The sequence below is a fragment of the Halomonas sp. NyZ770 genome, from assembly GCF_020616575.1.
Taxonomy (GTDB): Bacteria; Pseudomonadota; Gammaproteobacteria; order Pseudomonadales; family Halomonadaceae; genus Vreelandella; species Vreelandella hamiltonii.
This window is the reverse complement of the sequence record NZ_CP085143.1, coordinates 2,337,702-2,357,370: the sequence shown is the minus strand read 5'-3', so window position 1 is coordinate 2,357,370 and position 19,669 is coordinate 2,337,702. Positions and strand designations below refer to the sequence as shown.

The 19,669-nt window shown below is 63.8% G+C and carries 15 protein-coding genes; 6 read left to right on the top strand and 9 right to left on the bottom strand.

What is annotated here, in order from left to right; all coding sequences use genetic code 11:
• Positions 1–26 precede the first annotated feature (26 nt).
• The 4 genes from coxB to LG409_RS10825 are packed head-to-tail and all read left to right on the top strand — an operon-like array spanning position 27 to position 6,276.
• Positions 27–1,088 (top strand): cytochrome c oxidase subunit II, encoded by a 1,062-nt coding sequence (gene coxB, locus LG409_RS10840; protein ID WP_039179480.1) that lies wholly within the window; start codon positions 27–29, stop codon positions 1,086–1,088.
• A complete protein-coding gene (gene ctaD, locus LG409_RS10835; protein WP_227406641.1) occupies positions 1,085–3,610 on the top strand; it encodes a cytochrome c oxidase subunit I in 2,526 nt (841 codons plus the stop codon). The genes coxB and ctaD overlap by 4 nt, the downstream gene beginning before the upstream one ends.
• 4 nt (positions 3,611–3,614) lie before the next feature.
• Complete coding sequence (locus LG409_RS10830) at positions 3,615–3,971, top strand: hypothetical protein (protein WP_039179486.1); 357 nt, start codon at positions 3,615–3,617, stop codon at positions 3,969–3,971.
• A gap of 1 nt (position 3,972) precedes the next feature.
• Positions 3,973–6,276 (top strand): heavy metal translocating P-type ATPase, encoded by a 2,304-nt coding sequence (locus LG409_RS10825; protein ID WP_446719068.1) that lies wholly within the window; start codon positions 3,973–3,975, stop codon positions 6,274–6,276.
• Here LG409_RS10825 and LG409_RS10820 read toward each other — a convergent pair.
• Both LG409_RS10820 and LG409_RS10815 read right to left on the bottom strand, forming a co-directional pair.
• The gene (locus LG409_RS10820) at positions 6,194–6,490 is read right to left on the bottom strand and encodes a winged helix-turn-helix domain-containing protein (RefSeq protein WP_081135084.1); all 297 of its coding nucleotides are present in this window, start codon (positions 6,488–6,490) and stop codon (positions 6,194–6,196) included. The two genes, LG409_RS10825 and LG409_RS10820, sit on opposite strands and share 83 nt — an antisense overlap.
• Before the next feature lie 38 nt (positions 6,491–6,528).
• A complete protein-coding gene (locus LG409_RS10815; protein WP_227406640.1) occupies positions 6,529–7,608 on the bottom strand; it encodes a PA0069 family radical SAM protein in 1,080 nt (359 codons plus the stop codon).
• A gap of 168 nt (positions 7,609–7,776) precedes the next feature.
• Between LG409_RS10815 and LG409_RS10810 the strand changes: the two genes are divergently transcribed.
• Positions 7,777–8,361: a cysteine hydrolase family protein gene (locus tag LG409_RS10810; protein ID WP_227406639.1), complete on the top strand. Its 585-nt coding sequence runs from the start codon at positions 7,777–7,779 to the stop codon at positions 8,359–8,361.
• On the opposite strand, the gene LG409_RS10805 is transcribed toward LG409_RS10810, so the two are convergent.
• The 5 genes from LG409_RS10805 to ptsP all read right to left on the bottom strand — a co-directional run bounded on the left by LG409_RS10805 (position 8,339) and on the right by ptsP (position 16,259).
• Entirely contained in the window at positions 8,339–8,719 is a 381-nt protein-coding gene (locus LG409_RS10805; RefSeq protein WP_227406638.1) for a gamma-glutamylcyclotransferase family protein, read from the bottom strand. The two genes, LG409_RS10810 and LG409_RS10805, sit on opposite strands and share 23 nt — an antisense overlap.
• An 88-nt stretch (positions 8,720–8,807) precedes the next feature.
• Positions 8,808–10,466, bottom strand: coding sequence for a glucose-6-phosphate isomerase (gene pgi, locus LG409_RS10800; protein WP_081135071.1), 1,659 nt, complete (start codon positions 10,464–10,466; stop codon positions 8,808–8,810).
• A gap of 224 nt (positions 10,467–10,690) precedes the next feature.
• On the bottom strand, positions 10,691–12,427 hold the full coding sequence (locus LG409_RS10795) for a PTS fructose-like transporter subunit IIB (protein ID WP_039179502.1): 1,737 nt from the start codon (positions 12,425–12,427) through the stop codon (positions 10,691–10,693).
• Positions 12,424–13,392, bottom strand: a complete 969-nt coding sequence (pfkB, locus tag LG409_RS10790; protein WP_144984422.1) for a 1-phosphofructokinase — start codon at positions 13,390–13,392, stop codon at positions 12,424–12,426. The genes LG409_RS10795 and pfkB overlap by 4 nt, the downstream gene beginning before the upstream one ends.
• Positions 13,392–16,259: a phosphoenolpyruvate--protein phosphotransferase gene (gene ptsP, locus LG409_RS10785; RefSeq protein ID WP_227406637.1), complete on the bottom strand. Its 2,868-nt coding sequence runs from the start codon at positions 16,257–16,259 to the stop codon at positions 13,392–13,394. Before ptsP ends, pfkB begins: the two co-directional genes overlap by 1 nt.
• A gap of 236 nt (positions 16,260–16,495) precedes the next feature.
• On the opposite strand from ptsP, the gene cra reads away from it, so the two are divergent.
• A complete protein-coding gene (cra, locus tag LG409_RS10780) occupies positions 16,496–17,470 on the top strand; it encodes a catabolite repressor/activator (protein WP_039179511.1) in 975 nt (324 codons plus the stop codon).
• 34 nt (positions 17,471–17,504) lie between these two features.
• Here cra and LG409_RS10775 read toward each other — a convergent pair whose 3' ends face one another.
• Positions 17,505–17,981, bottom strand: a complete 477-nt coding sequence (locus LG409_RS10775) for a methylglyoxal synthase (RefSeq protein ID WP_039179513.1) — start codon at positions 17,979–17,981, stop codon at positions 17,505–17,507.
• Between the two features lie 22 nt (positions 17,982–18,003).
• Entirely contained in the window at positions 18,004–19,470 is a 1,467-nt protein-coding gene (gene pyk, locus LG409_RS10770; protein ID WP_039179516.1) for a pyruvate kinase, read from the bottom strand.
• Positions 19,471–19,669: the final 199 nt, after the last annotated feature.

Genomic DNA, 19,669 nt, shown 5'->3' with positions numbered 1-19,669 from the left:
GTGGGCAGACTAAAGGGAAACAGCATATGAGGGAACGCAACAGCAATATAGCCTCGCCCAACATTCAACGCGTTACGGGTCGGCGGGTCAACCGGATAGCCATTTTGGCGGTTCTCGGACTGGCCCTGTTGACCGCTGGCTGTGCGGGCGATAAGTCCATTCTAGACCCCGCTGGGCAGGCTGCACGAGATGTTGCCCTGATTTGGTGGATCATGTTGACCTTCAGCACCGTGGTGCTGGCGGTCATCACGGCGTTATGGCTGTTTGCCTTCAAGCCCAGGGACGTCACCCGCACGCCTTCCCAGGAGCGCAAGGTGGCTCGCCACTGGATTCTGGGCGGCGGTATCCTGCTGCCCGTGGCCAGCATCGTGGCGCTGCTCGCCTTTGGCGTGCCCGCCGGTCAGCGCATGCTGGCCATTGGCGAACCCGGCGAGGTGATCGAAGTCATCGGCCACCAGTGGTGGTTCGAAGTGCGCTACCCCAATGCCGAAGGCGGCGAGGTGGTCACCGCTAACCATCTGGTGATGCCGGTCGGCGAGCCGGTGGACTTCCACGTGACCGGCGCCGACGTCATCCATGGCTTCTGGATTCCGCGCCTGGGCGGCAAGGTCGACATGATTCCCGGCCGGGAAAACCGTATTCGCCTGCAGGCAGACATTCCTGCCGTCTTCGGTGCCCAGTGCGCCGAGCTGTGTGGCATCGGGCATGCCCATATGCACCTGTTCGTCGAAGCCCTGCCCCGGGAAGAGTACGACGCCTGGCTGGCCGAGCGCCAGCAGGACGCGCTGGCAGCAGCGGCTACGGCCAATGCCGCCGATGACGAGGCGCGCAGCGCGTTCATGACCCACTGTGCCAGCTGCCATACGGTGGCCGGGGTCAGTGGTGGCACGCTGGGGCCCGACCTTTCCGACGTGGGCAGCCGAGCGACGCTGGGCGCTGGCGTGATGGCCATGGACGATGGCGCCATCAGCCAATGGCTGCAGCATCATCAGACGCTGAAGCCCGGTAATCTGATGCCGTCCCACGATGATATCGACACGGACACCCTGGACAGCCTGGGTGCTTGGTTGGAGACCTTGAACCCATGAGTAGCGTTAGTCAAAAAGCCGTTGAGCAGGACCCGAAGCAGCTCCACGAAGACCTGCACGATATCTGGGGCAACCCCAAGGGATTGAAGGCACTGACCATCGTCAACCATACGACGCTGGGCCTGCGCTTCATGATCACCGGGATGGTGTTTTTCCTGATCGGCGGCATCCTGGCCATGCTGGTGCGTACCCAGCTGGCCATGCCCGATCAGGATTTCATGTCGCCGGATATCTACAATCAGGTCACGACCATGCACGGCACGGTCATGATGTTCCTGTTCGCCATCCCCATGCTGGAGGGCTTGGCGATCTACATGATCCCCAAGATGATCGGCGCGCGGGACCTGGTGTGCCCCCGGCTGACCTCGCTGGGCTACTGGTGCTACCTGTTTGGCGGCATCATTCTGACCTCCAGCCTGATTATGGAAATCGCTCCTTCCAGCGGCTGGTTCATGTATACCCCGCTCAGCAGCAGCGAGTTTTCCCCTGACCTCGGTCCTGATTTCTGGCTGTTGGGGATTACTTTCGTGGAAATCTCGGCGCTTTCTGCCGGGGTGGAAATCGTCGTCTCCATCTTGCGCACCCGTACCCAGGGCATGGCGCTGCATAAAATGCCGCTGTTTGCCTGGTACATCCTCGCCATGGCGCTGATGATCGTGGTGGGCTTTCCGCCGCTGATTCTGGCCAGTGTCATGCTGGAACTGGAGCGCGCCGTCGGCATGCCGTTTTTCGAAGTGGCCAGTGGTGGCGATCCGATTCTGTGGCAACACCTGTTCTGGCTGTTCGGGCACCCTGAGGTCTACATTATCTTCCTGCCGGCGGCGGGGATCATTTCGACGCTGATTCCAGTCTTTGCCGGAAGGCCCATCGTGGGCTATGGCTGGGTAGTCTTTGCCATTATCGTCACGGGGTTCATCAGCTTCGGCCTGTGGGTTCACCACATGTTCACCGTGGGCATTCCCCAGCTGGCGCAAGCCTTCTTCTCGGCGGCCAGTATGCTGGTGGCAGTGCCCACGGCCATTCAGGTGTTCGTGTGGCTGGCCACGCTATGGCTGGGCAAGCCCAAAATGAAGCTGCCCATGCTGTGGGTGCTGGGCTTTCTGATCATCTTTGTCTGCGGTGGCTTGACCGGGGTCATGCTGGCGCTGGTGCCGTTCAACTGGCAGGTGCACGATACCCACTTCGTGGTGGCGCACATGCACTACGTGCTGGTGGGGGGCATGTTCTTCCCGCTGATTGCCGGGCTCTACTACTGGCTGCCGCTGTTTTCCGGGCGCATGCCCTCTGAGAACCTGGGCCGCTGGGGGTTCTGGCTGACGTTCCTGGGCTTCAACGGCACCTTCCTGATCATGCACTGGACCGGGCTTCTGGGGATGCCGCGCCGGGTCTACACCTACGATACCGGCATGGGCTGGGATATCTACAACCTGCTTTCGTCGGTCAGCAGCTTCGTCATGTCTGCCGGTATTGCCATGGTGCTGCTGGATATTGCGCTGCACTTCCGCTTTGGCAAACCCGCCAAGCAGAACCCCTGGAACGCCGATACGCTGGAGTGGGCCAACACCATGCCGCCCAGTGCCTACAACTTCGTCAGCCTGCCCAAGATCGAAACCCGTCACCCCCTGTGGGATGACCCCAACCTGCCTGTCACCATGGCAGAAGGGAAGCACTCGCTGGCGGTGGCCACCCACGGGCGGCGTGAGATGTGGGGCACTGACCCTATCTCCGGCAAGGTGCGTGAAATCATTCACCTGCCGGGTAACTCCTGGTGGCCGCTGTTTGCTGCCATGGCGCTGGCGGTGGTGTGTATCAGCCTGCTGGTGCGGGTCTATGCACTGGCCGGTGTCTTCGTGCTGATTGCCGGGGTGTTCCTGCTGCGCTGGTCCTGGGAGAACGGCGCGCATCCCAAGGCCTCGCCGGATGCCGATGTGTCACCCGGTGACCCGCCGCTGCACTCTCGCACCATGGATGGCCCGGGTGTGTGGGCCATGGGCACCTTCCTGATTGCCAACGGCTCGTTCTTCCTCTCGTACCTGTTTGGCTGGTTCTATCTGTGGACCGTCTCCCCGGAGTGGAGCATGCCCGACACATCGCCACTGTCGTTGGTGGGGCTGGTGGTAGCGGCTCTGGCCATGACGGCGGGCTACATCGTGATGGTCAAAATGATTCGCGGACTGCGCCGCCAGCAGGATGCCGGGCTTGCCAGCGGCTTCTATCTGGCCGGTACGCTGGGGGCTGTGCAGGTGGCCGTGACCACCTGGGTGATGCTGGCCGCCGATTTGGCTCCCACCGAGACCACCCACGATGCCGTGCTGCTGTTGGGCCTGATTTATGCCCTGTTCCACGGCGGGCTGGCGGTCGTGCTGACGGTCATGCAGGCGCTGCGGGTGCGCTACGGCTACGTGGGGGCCCACGCGCCGTTCGAACCTGCCGTGGTGGTACAGCTGTGGCGCTACAACGCCGTGGTGTTCTGGATCCTGGTGGGCTCGCTCGCTGTGTTGCCCCGCGTCATTGGAGGTTGAGGCCATGTCACCTTTACTCGAGCGCTTGAGGTTGACGCATCCCATCCACTTCGTGGTGGGCCTGACAGTATGGTGCATCTGGTTCATCGCCGTCTATGGAGGCCACGCCGTGGCCTGCGAGGTGGCGGCTCCCGCCACGGAGCGTGGCGTGTTCACGCTGCTCAATGGCTGGATGCTGCTGCTGAGTCTCGTCACGACCGCGCTGCTGGCGGCGCTTACCTGGTGGTGCTGGCAAGCAGGTCAGCACCACCAGGGGCGCGCCCGGTTCAATGCCGTGGTCTCGGCGGGGTTGTATCTGTTCTCCGCGCTCAGCGTGGTGTTCGTGGCGCTGCCGATCATAGGCATTCCGCCTTGCGTGTAACGTGACCTTGAGCGACGCATCGGCCACGCACGCGGCCCAACCCGACGGCCTGGAAGCACCGCTGTATACGCTGCACGGCATGTGGTGCACCAGCTGTGCGCTGGCGGTGGAAGGAGCGCTCAAACAGCAGCCGGGCGTGCTCGATGCCAGCGTTCACTACCCGACCGCCACCGTGTGGGTGAAGGGTGAGCCCGATGCCACGGCGCTGGACGCACTGGCGCCTAACGTGGCGCGGCTGGGCTATCGGCTGGCGCCGTTGGAAGACCTGCAGGACGCCCATGCCCGGCTGGAGCAGGAAAGCCGTTACTTGACCCTGCGCTTGATCGTCGGCTCGGTGTTTGGCATGTGGACCATGCTGGCCTCGCTGCTGATCTACGCTGGGGCCATGCCCACGGCCGCGCTGGAGAGCGTGCTGGCCTGGGTGTCGGGTGCCTTTGCGATTCCCGTGGTGAGCTATGCCGGGCTGCCTTTCTACCGGGCGGGCTGGCGCACACTGCGGGCAAGGCGGCCCGGCATGGACGTGCTGGTGAGCCTGGGCGTGCTGGGCGCCGTAGTGGTATCGCTGGGCCTTTTGTGGCGTGGCTCGGTAGAGGTCTATTTCGATACGGCGGTGATGCTGATCGTCCTGCTATTGGTGGGGCGGCTGGTCGAAACGCTGTGTCGTCAGCGGGGCTTGAAAGCCTTCGATGCGCTGGCGCTGCCCGATACGTCGGTGCAGGTGCTGCATCAGGGGCAGGTTCAGGAAACCGCCATCGAGGAGGTCACGCTGGGCCAGCAAATTGCCGTTGCCCCAGGCGACACGGTGCCGCTGGATGGCACCCTGGAGACCGACGGCTGGCTGGACACCGCCACGCTGTCCGGTGAAAGCCAGCCGCGCTTCGTGGGTGCCGGGCAGCCAGTGTATGCAGGCTGTCGTTTTATGGGCCGCGGTGGGCAGGGCGGCTCGCTGGAACTGACCGTGACCGCCACGGCGGGCCAGCGGCGAATGGACAAACTGTGTGACCAGATGCGTCGCTTTCAAACGCAAAAAGGCGAGCTGCACACCCTGGCCGAACGGTTTGCCGCCTGGCTGAGCCCCGCCGCGCTGGTGTTGGCGGCAGTGACTCTGCCCATTGCCTGGCTGATGGGCGTGGGGTGGGACGAGGCGAGCGTGCGCGCGCTCTCGGTGCTGGTGGTGGCCTGCCCCTGCGCCGTGGGTCTGGCCGTGCCGCTGGCAAGCCTGGCGGGCAGCAGCCAGGCCACCCAGCAGGGTATTGCGCTGCGCGACCCTGCCGCGCTGGAAGTGTTGGCCAAGGTGCGCTCGGTGGCGTTCGACAAGACCGGTACTTTGACCCAGGGGCAGCATCGCGTGCTGCACGCGATGCTGCGCGAGGGGGCTGACGACGCAGGGTTTCGCCTACAGTTGGCCGTGGCAGTCAGGCAGAGTGAACACCCGCTGGCGAACGGACTGCGCCACTGGGCAAGCGGCACCTCGCGGGATCAGGTGGAGGTTCATGAAACGCCGGGGGCCGGGCAAACCATCACATTCGCCGATGGCCACACCTGGTGGCTGGGCAGTAACGCGTGGCTGGCCCAGCAGGGCAAGGAGATCCCCGCCGATGCAAAGCACCCGGCATATGGCTTTGCATCCGAGGTGCTGGTGGCGGATGAGCAAGGATGGCTGGCCACCCTGTACCTGGCCGACCAGCCCGTGCCGGATGCCCAGGCCACGCTTGCCCAGCTGCAGAGCGCCGGTTACGTGCTGGCGCTGATCAGCGGAGATCGCCAGGGCCCGGTGCAGTGGCTGGGCCAGCGTGTTGGTCTATCGCGGGAAGCGTGCTATGCCCAGCGCTCCCCGGAGGCCAAGGCACGTTTGCTGGAGGCGCTGCCATCGCCCACGCTGTACGTGGGCGATGGGGTCAACGACACGCTGAGCCTGGCAGCAGCAGCGGTGGGCGTGGCCCCGCTGCACGCCAGCGACGCTGCCCGGGAAGGGGCCGCTGCTCAGCTGCTGTCTCCCGGTATTGCGGGGGTCGCCAGGCTGTTGAGGGTTGCGCAGCGAACGCGTCGCATCATGGTCCAGAACCTGCTGTTATCGGCGCTCTATAACACTCTGGCGCTGGGGTTGGTGGTCACCATGGCCATTCCCCCGCTGATTGCTGTGCTGGCCATGGCCGCCAGTTCCCTCAGCGTCACACTCAACGCCGCGAGGCTGACCTGGGCCGAGCCCGATGCGCCTTGGCCTACTCACGGTAGCCCAACGCCTCACCCAGCCGCTGAGCATGTTGCGCCACCCAGCGCGGATCGATCGCGCCCCACTGCTTGATGACGTAGTGGCCGATGTTATGGCGCTCGCCGTCGCCTTTTTCGAACACGCACTCGATGTCCAGTTCGCTCAGCGAGGCGATGGTATCCTGAGCCGTGCGCCTGGGCATGCCGGTGGCTTCCATCAGCGCAGGCACGCTGGAAATGCCTTGTTCGATCAAGTGGGCCACGTATAGGCGGCGGTAAAAGCTGGATTTTGTTTTACTGAGCGACATAGCGAGGGCGTCTTCTTGGTGATGTGTACTCCAGCAGTCTAATCAAATAAATCCCCCTGTGCCCGCGGTGGCCGAAAGTCACGGGTGTTCAAGCCCTGCTCGGTGCGCGATTGCATGTTCCATTGACGGCTGGCGCGTTGGAAACGCTGGGCGATCAGGTCGGCAAAAACCCCTTCCCCACGAAAGCGCTTACCAAACCGTGCATCGTAGTTCTGGCCGCCTCGACACTGGCGCATCAAGCTCATGACCTTGGCGGCACGTTCCGGGTAATGGGCGTTCAGCCAGGCTTCGAACAGAGGGGCGACTTCATGGGGCAGTCGCAGCAGCATCCAGGTCGCGGTACGCGCCCCCGCCCGGCTGGCCGCTTCGAGGATGCGCTCGATTTCATGGTCGGTGAGTCCCGGGATGATCGGTGACACCAGCGTGCCTACCGGTATGCCTGCCGTGTTCAGCTCGCGAATGGCTTTCAAGCGTGCCTGGGGCGATGCCGCCCGAGGCTCCAGCGTGCGCTTGAGGTTGGCGTCCAGGCTGGTCAGGCTGACGAACACCCGTACCAAACGATGCTCCGCCATTTCCGCCAGCAGGTCCAGGTCGCGAAGGACCAGCGTGCTCTTGGTCACTAGGGTGACCGGGTGGCGACAGGCCAGCAGCAGCTCCAGCAGGCGCCGGGTCGTCTGGTAAGTGGCTTCCAGCGGCTGGTAGCAGTCGGTGTTGCCAGACAGGTTGATAGGGCGGCAGACATACTGCGGATGGCAAAGCTCCTGTTTTAGGTGCTCGACCAGGCCGCTGCGGGCGATCAGTCGGGTTTCAAAATCGAGCCCCGGCGACAGGTCCCAATAGGCGTGGGAAGGGCGGGCATAGCAATACACGCAGCCATGTTCGCAGCCACGATAAGGGTTCAGGGAGCGGTCAAAGGGCAGATCGGGTGAGCGGTTCCAGGAGAGCGCGCTTTTGCTGGGCTCTTCGCGCACTTCGGTAGCCAGCGATGGGCGAGCTTCCTCTTGCCACCAGCCATCGTCCTCCATGACGCTGTGGGTCGGTGAAAAACGGTTATGGGGGGCGTAAGTGGCACCGCGACCTTTATGCACGGCGGATCGGGGAAGGTTATGGGCCGTCATCAGGAGCCTCGCGCTGAGCTACCTAAGGTATGTGTATCCATACAGTATAGGGTGTTTGTCATGCTCTGCAAGTAGGGGGCACCGGTAGGCCATCAACTGCTCGATGCCGTTGGGAAATACCACTGGGCAACGTAAACTGACTGCTATTGCCCATATGAGAAAGTCACCATGAAACACCATGAAGCCAGCCCAGCAGTGGCGTTGATCATTATCGACATGCAGCAGGGCATGGCGACGCCTGACGCGGGAGCACGCAATAACCCGGAGGCAGAGGCCAATATTCAGCGCCTATTGATGGCCTGGCGGCAAGCTGCCGGGGTGGTCGTACATGTGCGACATATCTCGCGCTCACCTGGCTCACCGTTTTGGCCCGGGCAGAGCGGCGTCCTGTTTCAGCCAGCGCTAGCGCCCTTGCCCTCCGAGCATGTGGTCGAGAAGAACGTGCCGGACGCGTTCGTTCACTCAGGCCTGGAGCGCTGGTTGCACGTTCGGGGCATCCGTGATCTTGTGGTGGTTGGGGTGAGCACCAGCAACTCGGTGGAAGCCACGGCGCGCACCGCAGGCAATCTCGGTTTCGATACCTGGGTCGTGAGCGACGCGACGTTTACGTTTGCCAAGTGCGATTATGCGGGCACGAAGCGTACTGCCAATGAGGTGCACGCCATGTCGCTGGCCAATCTGGCGGGGGAGTATGCGCAGATCGTGGATACGCAAGGAGCGCTGGCGCGGTTTACCACTCGCCGCGGCGAATGAGCGATGCTTCCTCGACGGCGGGGTTGTAGAGGTAGCACCAGGCATCGCCATGAGAGGTCGCCAGCACCGTCCGGTCGTACATCCCCTCTGTCGGAGAGTGGTGCAGGTAATCTTCCAGCTCATCGAGCCGGGCTAGCCGCTCGGCATCAATGGCATACACTTCCACCAAAACGCCTGTGGAGGGCATGAGCTTGGCGCCGGGGTAGGGGCCCAGGTCGTAAAGCGTAATCGACGTTAAGCAGTCCTGGCCCAGCATGTCTGCGCCGCCCAGCCAATGATGATTGCGATGACCGTGCTTTAACGTGCCGTATACCGCCACGCGGGAGCAGCGTTGGATTGCCTGTTGTAGATGCTGCATGACGTTCACACCTTGTAAAACATGAGACGAGCCATTGCGAAAGCGCCTGGGCAGGTTGCCGAGGCGCTTTGCTTACTGAGCCATAAGCCTACCGCTTCTTGCGAGCGGGCTTTTTGTCTCCGGCTTCGGGGTCTGTGCGGTGTGCGGTGCCCGGGAAGTGGGCGCGGACGAGTTCCAGCAGGCCCTGGGTGGAGGCGTCGAAGTCGGCGGCGTTGGCGTCGATGCGCTCGCTGATCTCACCGGCAATGCGTTTGCCGAGCTGCACGCCCCACTGGTCGAAGGAGTTGATGTTCCAGATCACCCCTTGAACGAACACCTTGTGCTCATACAGCGCAATCAGCGCGCCGAGGTTTTTCGGCGTCAGCTCGTCCAGCAGCAGCGTGCTGGAAGGGCGGTTGCCGGGGCAGCTGTAGGGGTCCAGTTGGCTCAGTTCTTTGCTGTCGCCCTGGCTGCCTTCCATGAAGGCGTTGGCCTGGGCCAGCATGTTGGTGAGCAGGGCAAAGTGGTGGTCTTCCACGCCCGGCTCCGGCTTGAGCGAAGCGATGAAGTCGATGGGCACGTAGCGGGTGCCCTGGTGCAGCAGCTGGAAGAACGCGTGCTGGCCGTTGGAGCCGGTTTGCCCCCACACGATGGGGCCGGTTTTGTAATTCACCGGGTGGCCGAAAATATCCACCGACTTGCCGTTGGACTCCATGTCCAGCTGCTGCAGGAAAGAGGGCAGCTGGTTCAGCGCCTGGTCGTAGGGCACGATGGCCTGGGTTTCGGCGCCAATGAAGTTGATGTACCAAATGCCGATCAGCGCCATCAATACGGGCATATTCTGGGCGAACGGCGCTTCGATGAAGTGGCGGTCCATCTCGTGGGCGCCTTCCAGCAGCTCGATAAAGCCTTCGAAGCCAATCGAGAGCGCAATGGGCAGGCCAATGGAAGACCACATGGAGTAGCGGCCGCCCACCCAGGCCCAGAATTCGAATACGTTCTCTTCACGAATGCCGAACTCCATGGCCGCTTTGCGGTTGGTGGAGGCGGCAATGAAGTGCGCCCCCACGTCGGCGTCTTCCCCGGCGTTCTCCAGGAACCAGCGCCGCGCAGTCTTGGCGTTGAGCAGGGTTTCCTGAGTGGAGAAGGTCTTGGTAGAAACGATGAACAGCGTGGTCGCGGGGTCGAGCCGTGAGAGCACTTTCTGAATGTGAGTGCCGTCCACGTTGGACACGAAGTGAAAGTGTAGCTCCGGATGCCGGTATTTCAGCAGCGCCCGCACCGCCATGTTGGGGCCCAGGTCCGAGCCGCCAATGCCGATATTGACCACGTCTTTGATACGCTGGCCGTTGTAGCCTTTCCACTCGCCGTTACGCACCGCCTCGGAGAACACCTTGATCTGCTCGCGGGTGCGGGTGATTTCGGGCATCACGTCTTCGCCGTCCACGTAGACCGGCTCGTCGCCCAGATGGCGTAGCGCGGTGTGCAGCACCGGGCGGTTTTCGGTGACGTTGATGATGTCGCCGGAGAACATCTGAGCGCGGCGCTGTACCAGGGCCGAGTGGTCGGCCAGTTCGATCAGCTTGGCCAGTACCGCATCAGACACCTGATGCTTGGAGTAGTCCAGAAAAAGGCCTCCGACGCGCAGGCTCATTTTTTCGAAGCGCTTCGGGTCGTGGGAAAAATAGTCGCGAATACGGTCGTTGGCGGTTTGATCGCGCAGGCGCTCTAGGGCCTGCCAGGTAACGCTGCGGGTGAGTTGAAACATAACGGGCGGTCCTATTTGTTTTTACATCGTTGTTTCAGATCAGAGGGGGCTCCAATCGTGATTCTTGTTTATGTAAAAATACTACATATCGGGCGCCATGAAAGCGCTTTGTAGCTTAAGTCGTTAGAAAAAGAGTAATAAAACTAGATTTGGTGCGAGCTGGGGGGCGTGACTACAAAAAGGGCGGGCCTGGGCCCGCCCCTGGTAAGGCCAATGTGCAACCGTTAGCTGGCCACCGCTACCTGTGCAGCACCGCGCTTGATGAACGCATAGCCCAGGCCAGTAATCAAGGAGCCCGCAATGATCGCCCCCAGGTAGAGGAACGCCGGGGTGATGGCGTTGGGGATCAGGAGCACGAAGATACCGCCGTGGGGCGCCATCAGCTGAGCGCCGATCAGCATGGAGAGCGCGCCGGTCACCGCACCACCCGCGATACAGGCCGGAATCACCCGCAGCGGATCTTTCGCGGCAAAGGGAATCGCGCCTTCGCTGATGAAGCACAGGCCCAGCACGAACGATGCCTTGCCCGCTTCCCGCTCAGGGGCAGAGAACTTGTTGCGCGCCACAAAGCTGGCGATGCCCATGCCAATGGCAGGCACCATGCCTGCTGCCATGATGGCCGCCATGGGCGCGTAGGTTTGCGATGCCAGCAGGCCCACGCCGAAGGTGTAGGCGGCTTTGTTGACGGGCCCACCCAGGTCGAAGCACATCATGGCGCCCAACAGAATGCCCAGCAGTACGGCGTTGGTAGAGCCCATGGAGGAGAGGAAACCGGTCAGGGCGGCCATGATGGCGGCCACGGGTTCGCCGATTACGTAGATCATGGTCAGGCCGGTGACCAGGCTGGCCACGAACGGGATGATCAGAATCGGCTTGAGGGATTCCACGCTGGCAGGCAGCTTGACGTACCGCGTCACGGCCAGCGCCACATAGCCGGCCAGGAAACCGGCCAGAATGCCGCCGATGAAACCGGCATCGATATTGGCGGCCAGCATGCCGCCGATCATGCCGGGGGCGATGCCGGGGCGGTCGGCAATCGAGTAGGCAATGTAGCCTGCCAGCACGGGAATCATCAGTGCAAAGGCGGTGCCGCCACCGATCTGCATCAATGCTGCCGCCAGGGTGCCCTCTTCCTGAAACGCTTCGATACCAAACACGAACGACAGGGCAATCAACAGACCGCCCGCCACGACCATGGGCAGCATGAAGGAAACGCCGGTCAGCAGGTGCTTGTATACGCCTTTTTCCTTGATACCCTTTTTGGCCGAGGCACCGCCAGCGGCGCTGGTGCCATCTTCCACCGCTGCGTCAGTCAGCGCGGCTTCCAGCGTCGGGCGGGGCTTTTTCAACGCGTTGCTGGTGGAGGTGCGATAAATGCGCTTGCCCGCAAAGCGAGAGGGGTCCACTTCGATGTCGCAGGCCAGCACGACCACGTCGGCAGCGGCGATCTCTTCATCGGTGAGTTTGTTTTGTGCGCCCACCGAGCCCTGGGTTTCCACGCGAATCTGGTGGCCCATGGCTTTGCCCGCTTCGGCCAGCGCTTCGGCGGCCATGAAGGTGTGAGCAACGCCGGTGGGGCAGGCGGTGACGGCAACGATACGTTGGCCGCCTGGGCTGCCAGCGGGGGCCGCTGCGGTGGTGGCTGGGGCGCTGTACAGGGGGGCGTCGCGTTTTGCCTGGGTCAAAAACGCCGTAGGATCGGGAAGGGCGCTGGCAATCGGCGCCTTGAACAGCCGCTTACCTTCGAAACGCTCCGGGGCCGGTACCTGGTCGGCGGCGACCACGATCAGGTCGGCGTTGGCGATCTGTGCGGCGGTGGCCGCCTGCAGAGGGGCAATTTCACCATGCATTTCCACATGGACGTGCCAGCCCAGCCGGGTGGCGGCTTGTTCCAGGCGCTTGGCGGCCAGGAAGGTGGTCGCCATGCCGCTGGGGCAGGCGGTAATCAGGATCAGGTTCATCGCGTGGCTCCCTCGGTGTGGGTGTCGTCAAGACGCCGTACCCGGGTCTGTTGTTGGAGTGAGTCGAAATCGTCGGCGTGGGGGTTGCCCACGCCAACATGGCGAACGGCTTCGGCAGACAGCGCCGTGGCGAAGCGCAGCGTGGCGTCGGGGTCGTGCTGGCTCAGCAGCCCATGCAGCATGCCTGCCACGAAGGTGTCGCCCGCGCACACGGTGTTGACTGCGTGAACGCTGGGCGGCGTCGAGTGCCAGGTGCCGTACTGGCTGGCCCACAAGACGCCTTCGGCACCGGCGGAAATCAGCGCGTGTTCGATACCGCTGGCATGCAGGCGCTGGGCAGCAGCTTGGCGCTGGGCATCGGAATCGAGGGCGTGCCCCGCCCACTCGGCCAGCTCGGTTTCATTGGGCTTCACCGCCGCAGGCTGGGCGGCGATGGCCGTCAGCAGTGCCGGACCGCTGGTATCCACCCACAGCGGCACGCCAAAGCCTTTCAGGAAATCGAGTAGCTCATTGAAGATGGCCGAGTCGATGCCCGGCGGCAGGCTGCCTGCCACGATGATGGCCTGCGGTGCAGTGTCCTCGAACAGGCCGTTGAGCGTCGTACGCAGAGCGCTGAGATGAGCTGCTTCAATGGGCATGCCGGGGCCGTTGATATCGGTCACCCGGCCGCTCTGCTCGGCAAGCTTGGCATTGATACGGGTGTTGCCCGGCACCCGCACGAAGGCGTCTTGAACGCCGTAATGCGGAAAGGCCAGACGAAAAGGGGCGTCGTTGTCCTGGCCCAGAAAGCCGCTGACGACCACCTCATGGCCAAGGCTGGCCAGCACCCTGGCGACGTTGACCCCCTTGCCCGCCACCTCCAGCTGGGCGTGAGTGGGGCGATTGACCTGCCCCAGCGTCAGCGTCTCCAGGTCGAAGGCGAGGTCCAGGGCTGGGTTCAGCGTGATGCAGACCACTCGTGCCATCAGCGAGCCTCCAGCGCATCGCGCACGTCATCGCTGGTTGCCTTGCTCAGGGCCAGCTGCGCCGTGGCCTGCGCTTCTGCCAGGTCGAACTCCCGCAGGCGGGCCTTGACCAGCGGGATCTGCCGCGCGCTGACCGACAGCTCGTCGACGCCGAGGCCCACTAGCACCGGAACCGCCATGGCATCGGATGCCAGCTCGCCACAGACGCCTACCCACTTGCCGTGGGCGTGGGCTGCGTCGACGGTCATCTGGATCAGCCGCAGTACGGCTGGGTGCAGGCCGTCGGCCTGGGCAGACAGCTCCGGGTGGCCGCGGTCGATGGCCAGGGTGTACTGGGTCAAGTCGTTGGTGCCCACCGAGAAGAAGTCCACTTCGGCGGCCAGCGTCGGTGCCAGCAACGCGCTGGAGGGCACCTCGATCATCACGCCAAGCTGCACGTCGGTGGCGCGCTGCTGCTCCGTGATCTCCTTGAGCAGTCGGTCGTAGATGGCTTTGGCGGCGCGGAATTCGGCCACGTCCTTTACCATCGGCAGCATGATGCGCAGCGGTTTGCCTACGGCGGCCATCAGCAGGGCGCGAAGCTGCGTTTCCAGCACGTCCGGCTGGGTCAGCGCCAGGCGAATGCCGCGCAGGCCGAGGAAGGGATTGTCTTCCTGGGGGACTGGCCAGTAGGGCAGGGGCTTGTCGCCGCCCACGTCCAACGTTCGGGCGACCAGCGGTCGGCCAGCGAGTGCATCGGTGGCTTCACGGTACTCGGCGATCTGCGTCGCCAAATCCGGAGCACTGGCGTAAGCCATGAACAGAAACTCGGTGCGCAGCAGACCAACGCCCTCGGCGCCACGCTCGACGGCATCGGCGGCGTGGGCCGTATTGCCCAGGTTGGCAGCGACCTCTACCCGGTGGCCGTCGCGGGTCTGGGCCTGCTCGAAGCGCAGCTCCCAGGCGTCGGCTTCACGCTGCTGCTGGTCGAGCAGCTGCTGTTCGGCGCGCCGCAGGCGCTCTTCGGAAGGTTGCGAGATCACGCGGCCGCGCTCGCCATCCAGAATCATCATGCCGCCGTTGGCCAGCGCCATGACCGACTCGCCTGCGCCCACCACCGCGGGAATGCCCAGCGCACGGGCCAGAATGGCGCTGTGCGCGGTGGCGCCGCCGCGAACGGTGAGCAGGCCTCGCACCCGAGAGGTATCCAGGCGCGCCACATCGGAAGGGCCAATGTCGTCCATCACCAGAATGTAAGGGTGGTCGGGTGGCTCGGGCAGAGTCACGTCGCACAGCACACCCAGCACTCGGCGGCCGACGTCGCGCAGGTCGGCGGCCCGCTCTGCCAGCAGCCGGTCGGCCAGCATCTCCTGAGCACGGGCGGCGGTGTCGATGGCTTCCCACCAGCCAGCCTCCGCCGAGCGCCCTTCGCCGATGGCGTCCAGCGCCGCCTGACGCAGCTCGGGGTCGTCCAGCATCTCTTCATGCATGGAGAGGATGTCGGCCACTTCACCGCCGGGCGCGTTATGCACCAGCGCCTGCAGCTGGGCGGCGCCTTCCTGCAGCGCTGCACTCAGGCGGCGCGCTTCGGCCTCAGGGTCGTTGGCGTGCTCGGGATAGTCGAACGCCAGCGGACGAATGACGAACACCGGTGCAATGGCCAGCCCCGGAGACGCCGCCACGCCGGTATGCGGGGTATCGGCCGCCAGTGGCGTGATATCGGGCTGGCGAGTATCGGTGGCGGGGCGGGTCTCGCGGCCGCCATCGAAGGGCGTGACTTTCTCGCCCAGGCCCTCTTCCACGGCGGCGGCGAGGGCATCCAGGGCATGGCTGGCCTGCTCGCCTTCCGCAGAGAAGATCAGCCACTGGCCACGACGTGCGCCAAGGCCGATGACCTTGGTCAAACTGGCCGCCGAGACGGTGGTGGCGCTGCCCTCTTCCAGACGAACGTTGATGGGCATGGTCTGGGCGCGGGCGATTTGCACCAGCTGTTTGGCCGGGCGGGCGTGCAGGCCGTGGGGGTTGAGAACGCGCACACGGCGTGTTTGCGTTTGGGCGGTTTCTCCCGCCAGCAGCGCCAACAGCTGGGCACTGCTCTTGCCCATCAGGCTTTCACTCTGGCCACTCTCCACCAGTGCCAGCAGCTGTTCGAGCAGCGGGCGGTGGCTGTCGCCGCTGGCCGCCAGGCAGAAGAGGGCGTGGACGGCGCGCCCGTCGTGTTCGATGGCATCAGCGGGCGTGGCCACGCCCAGCGCGGGCTGGCGTACCCCCGTTGCCTGGCTGGCGAGCCAGAGGCCTTTGCCCAACCACTGTGGCGCAGAGCTGGCCACGGCGCTGATGAAAGCATTGTCGACGCAGCCGCTTTGGCGCAGCCGGGCCGCGGCGGCCAAGGCCAGCTCCTGCGGGTCTCGGGCAGGGAAGTTGACACACAGGGTGTCGGCGTCCAGCTTGGGAGCCACGGCGGGGCGGGAAAGCAGCCGGGCCACGTCGGCGGCTGAACTGGCGTTGGCCAATTCGCTGGCCACGCCGTCTCGGTCCAGCACGTGGGTCAGTTGGCGCAGAATGTCCAGGTGCTCGTCATTTTGTGCAGCAATGGCGACCAGTACATGCACGGTGTTGCCGTCATGCCACTGAACCCCTTGGGGGAACTGCAGCACGCGTACGCCGGTACGCTTCACCAGATGGCGGCTTTCCGGGGTGCCGTGGGGGATGGCAATGGCGTTGCCCAGATAAGTAGAGGACTGCGCCTCACGGGCATGCAGGCCATTGCGGTACTCGGCCTCCACCAGGCCAGCCTCGGCCAATGCCTTGGCGGCGCTATCGAGTGCAGCTTGCCAATCCTGCGCATGGCGGTCGAGCAAGATGTCATCAGGGCCGAGGGTCAGCATAGGGTTCTCCTGTAAACGCGGTCAGGTAACGGCAACGTCTGCGATTGGCGGCGAATGTGCGCGCATAAAACGTTAGTCGTAGAGCGTTGAGGTTAGCTGGATGAATCGTGTCACCTGTGTATAGTGGCTATGCTGAATCGATTCACTTTTAGACACAAGGGTTGTCTTTTTAGACTTTGGTCTGAAGAGGGTGAAACGGCTGCTAAACTGCCGTCTTTATTAGGGGGGAAACCAGCATGACACTTGCCGATATTGCCCGGCTGGCCGGGGTCTCGCGCACCACGGCAAGCTATGTAATCAACGGCCAGGCCGAACAGCGGCGAATCAGTGCCGCCACCATCGAAAAAGTCATGGCGGTGGTGCGCCAGTATCGCTACCACATCGACCCACAGGCCGCTGCCCTGCGCCGTGGCGCAAGCCGTTTGATTGGCTTGATCGTTCCAGATCTTGAAAACATCAGCTATGCCCGGCTGGCCAAGCGGCTGGAGCGGGGCGCTCGTGAGCGGGGCTATCAGCTTTTGCTGGTCAGCTCCGATGATTGTGCCGAGAGCGAGCGAGCGCTGGCGCTGGCGCTACGGGCCCAGCGTTGTGAAGTGCTGATCACCGCCAGTTGCCTGCCGGAAAACGACCCCTTTTATGCCGACCTGGCGGAAGAGGGTTGGAGCGTGGTGGGCATGGACCGTGGGCTTGCACCGCACCGCTTTGCCAGCGTGGTCAGCAATGACCAGCAAGCGGCGTATGCGTTGACCCGTTCGGTCATCCGCCCCACCACGCGCACGGTGGCATGGCTGGATGCGATGCCCGAGCTGTCGGTGAGCCGGGAACGGCGGGCCGGATTTCAGCAGGCGCTGGCCGGTCGGAATATCCAGGCGCTGACGTTCAGCGGCGAGCGCTACGAACGCGATGTCGGGGTCGCGTTGGCACGTCAGGCGTTCGAGAACGGCTCGGTGGATGCGCTGGTCACCGCGTCCTATGCCTTGATGGAGGGTGTCTTCGACGAGCTGCTGGCCAGGGGCGGATTGTCCGCGTCGCTGCGGCTGGCCACGTTTGGCGATCATCGGCTGCTGGATTTCCTGCCTCAGCCGGTCAATTCGGCACTGCAGGATTACGACCGCATTGCCGAGCTGACGCTGCAATGTGCACTGGATGCCATGAACGGGCGTTACCAGCCTGGCCAGCAGGTGGTCGAGCGCCACCTGCGTTCCCGCTGAATACTCAGATGTGAGGCGAATGCCCGGGCGGCGCTCACACCGAGCGCGCCTGGGCCCAGGCGTTGGCATCGGGAATGGCCATGTCGTAGTGCTCCCCCAGGTAAGGGGAGGAGAGCAGGAAATCGGCGCTGGCGGCGTTGCAGGCCACCGGTACGTTCCACAGGGCGGCCAGGCGCAGCAGGGCCTTGACGTCCGGGTCGTGGGGTTGGGGGGCGAAGGGGTCCCAGAAGAAGATCAGAATATCGAGCTGCTGCTCGGCAATCCGAGCGCCAATTTGCTGGTCGCCGCCCAATGGCCCGCTCATCAGCCCTTCCACCTGCAGGCCCAGCGAGGTGGTCAGCCGCCCCGAGGTCGTGCCGGTGCCCACCAGGGTGTGCTGGCTGAGCGTATCCTTCCAGCGCTCCGCCCACGCCAGCATCTCCGTTTTCTTGCCGTCGTGGGCAATCAGCGCGATGCGCTTGCGCGCGGGCAGCGTACGTACGGCTTGGCGGGGTGGGCGGGCATCGGTCATGTCGGGCTCTCCAGAGCAAGGATTAGTCGGCGTCAACGGCCAGCACTTTCATCGTGTTGGTGCCGCCATGGGCGTTCATGTGGTCGCCTCGGGTAAGAATGACATGCTCGCCCGGGCGTGCCAATCCGTGGGTCTTGAGCAGTTTGATGGCTTCTGCATTGACCTGGTCTGCCGCCATCTGGCTGGTATCGAACGGCAGCGAGACCACGCCGCGATAGAGCGCCATGCGGCGCTGGGCAATCGGGCTATGGGCCAGGCCGACGATCGGCAAGCCAGAGCGGATGCGTGACGCAATCAACGGGGTGTAGCCGGTGGAGGTCATGCAGGCGATGGCGCGCACGCCCGTCAGGTGGTTGGCGGCGTACATGGCCGACAGGGCGATGGTTTCATCGATGCGCTCGAAGCCCTCGTGAATTCGGTGCCCGGACGCCTGGGCCAGTCGCTCCCGTTCGGCGCCCAGGCAGACGCGGTTCATGGCTTCAATGGTTTCGACCGGGTAGTCGCCTGCGGCGGTCTCCGCCGACAGCATCACCGCATCGGTGGCATCCAGCACGGCATTGGCCACGTCGAATACTTCGGCACGCGTAGGCAGCGGCGACTCGATCATCGACTCCATCATCTGGGTGGCGGTGATCACGGCGCGGTTCAGCGTGCGGGCGTGCTTGATGATGCGTTTTTGGGTGCCGATCAGCGCTTCGTCGCCAATTTCCACGCCCAGGTCCCCCCGGGCAACCATGACCGCCTCGGAGGCCACGATGATGGCGTCCAGGGTTGCGTCGTCCGCCACGGCTTCGGCCCGCTCCAGCTTGGCCACTAGGCCGATCTCCTTGCCTGCTTCCCCCAGCAGGGCGCGGGCTTCCTGCATGTCCGCCGCGCTGCGGGGAAACGACACGGCCAGGTAATCGACGCCAATCTCGATGGCGGTCTGCAGGTCCTGCTTGTCCTTGTCGGTCAGCGCTGGGGCGGAAAGGCCGCCACCCTGCTTGTTGATGCCCTTGTTGTTGGAAAGCTTGCCACCCACGTGTACCCGGGTGTGCACTTCCTGCCCGCTAATCGAGGTGACGTCCAGCACCACGCGGCCGTCGTCGAGCAGCAGCCTATCGCCCGGGCGCACGTCCTCGATCAGCGCCTTGTAGTCGCAGCCAACTCGCTCGGTGGTGCCTTGCTGGGCATCCAGCGCCATATCGAGCACAAAGGGCTGGCCGACTTCCAGCTGCACGGACCCTTCGATAAAGCGCGAGATACGAATCTTGGGCCCTTGCAGGTCGCCCAGCGCTGCCACGCTGCGGCCCAGGCGTTGGGCAATCTCGCGCACGTCATTGAGCCGACGACGATGGTCGTCTGCCGAGCCGTGGGAGAAGTTGAGGCGCACCACGTCCACGCCCGCCTTGAGCATGGCCTCCAGCACGCCGGGGCGGTCACTGGCCGGGCCTAGCGTGGCCACGATTTTGGTACGACGAAGCGGCGAAGAGGGCGCTGGGGTGGTCATGGGGCAGACTCCTGAATAGGTAGGGGCAACGCTCGAAACAGGCAGCTGCGGTGCGTTGCCGCGCAGGCCGATGAATCGGTCATTAAGTATTGGACTACGATAGCCTTTATATAGTAATTTTACTACATATTGGATAGTTATTAGCCTTTTGGGGCGGTTATGGCAGGTTTTAATCGGCCTTCAGGTGATTAAAGACGTA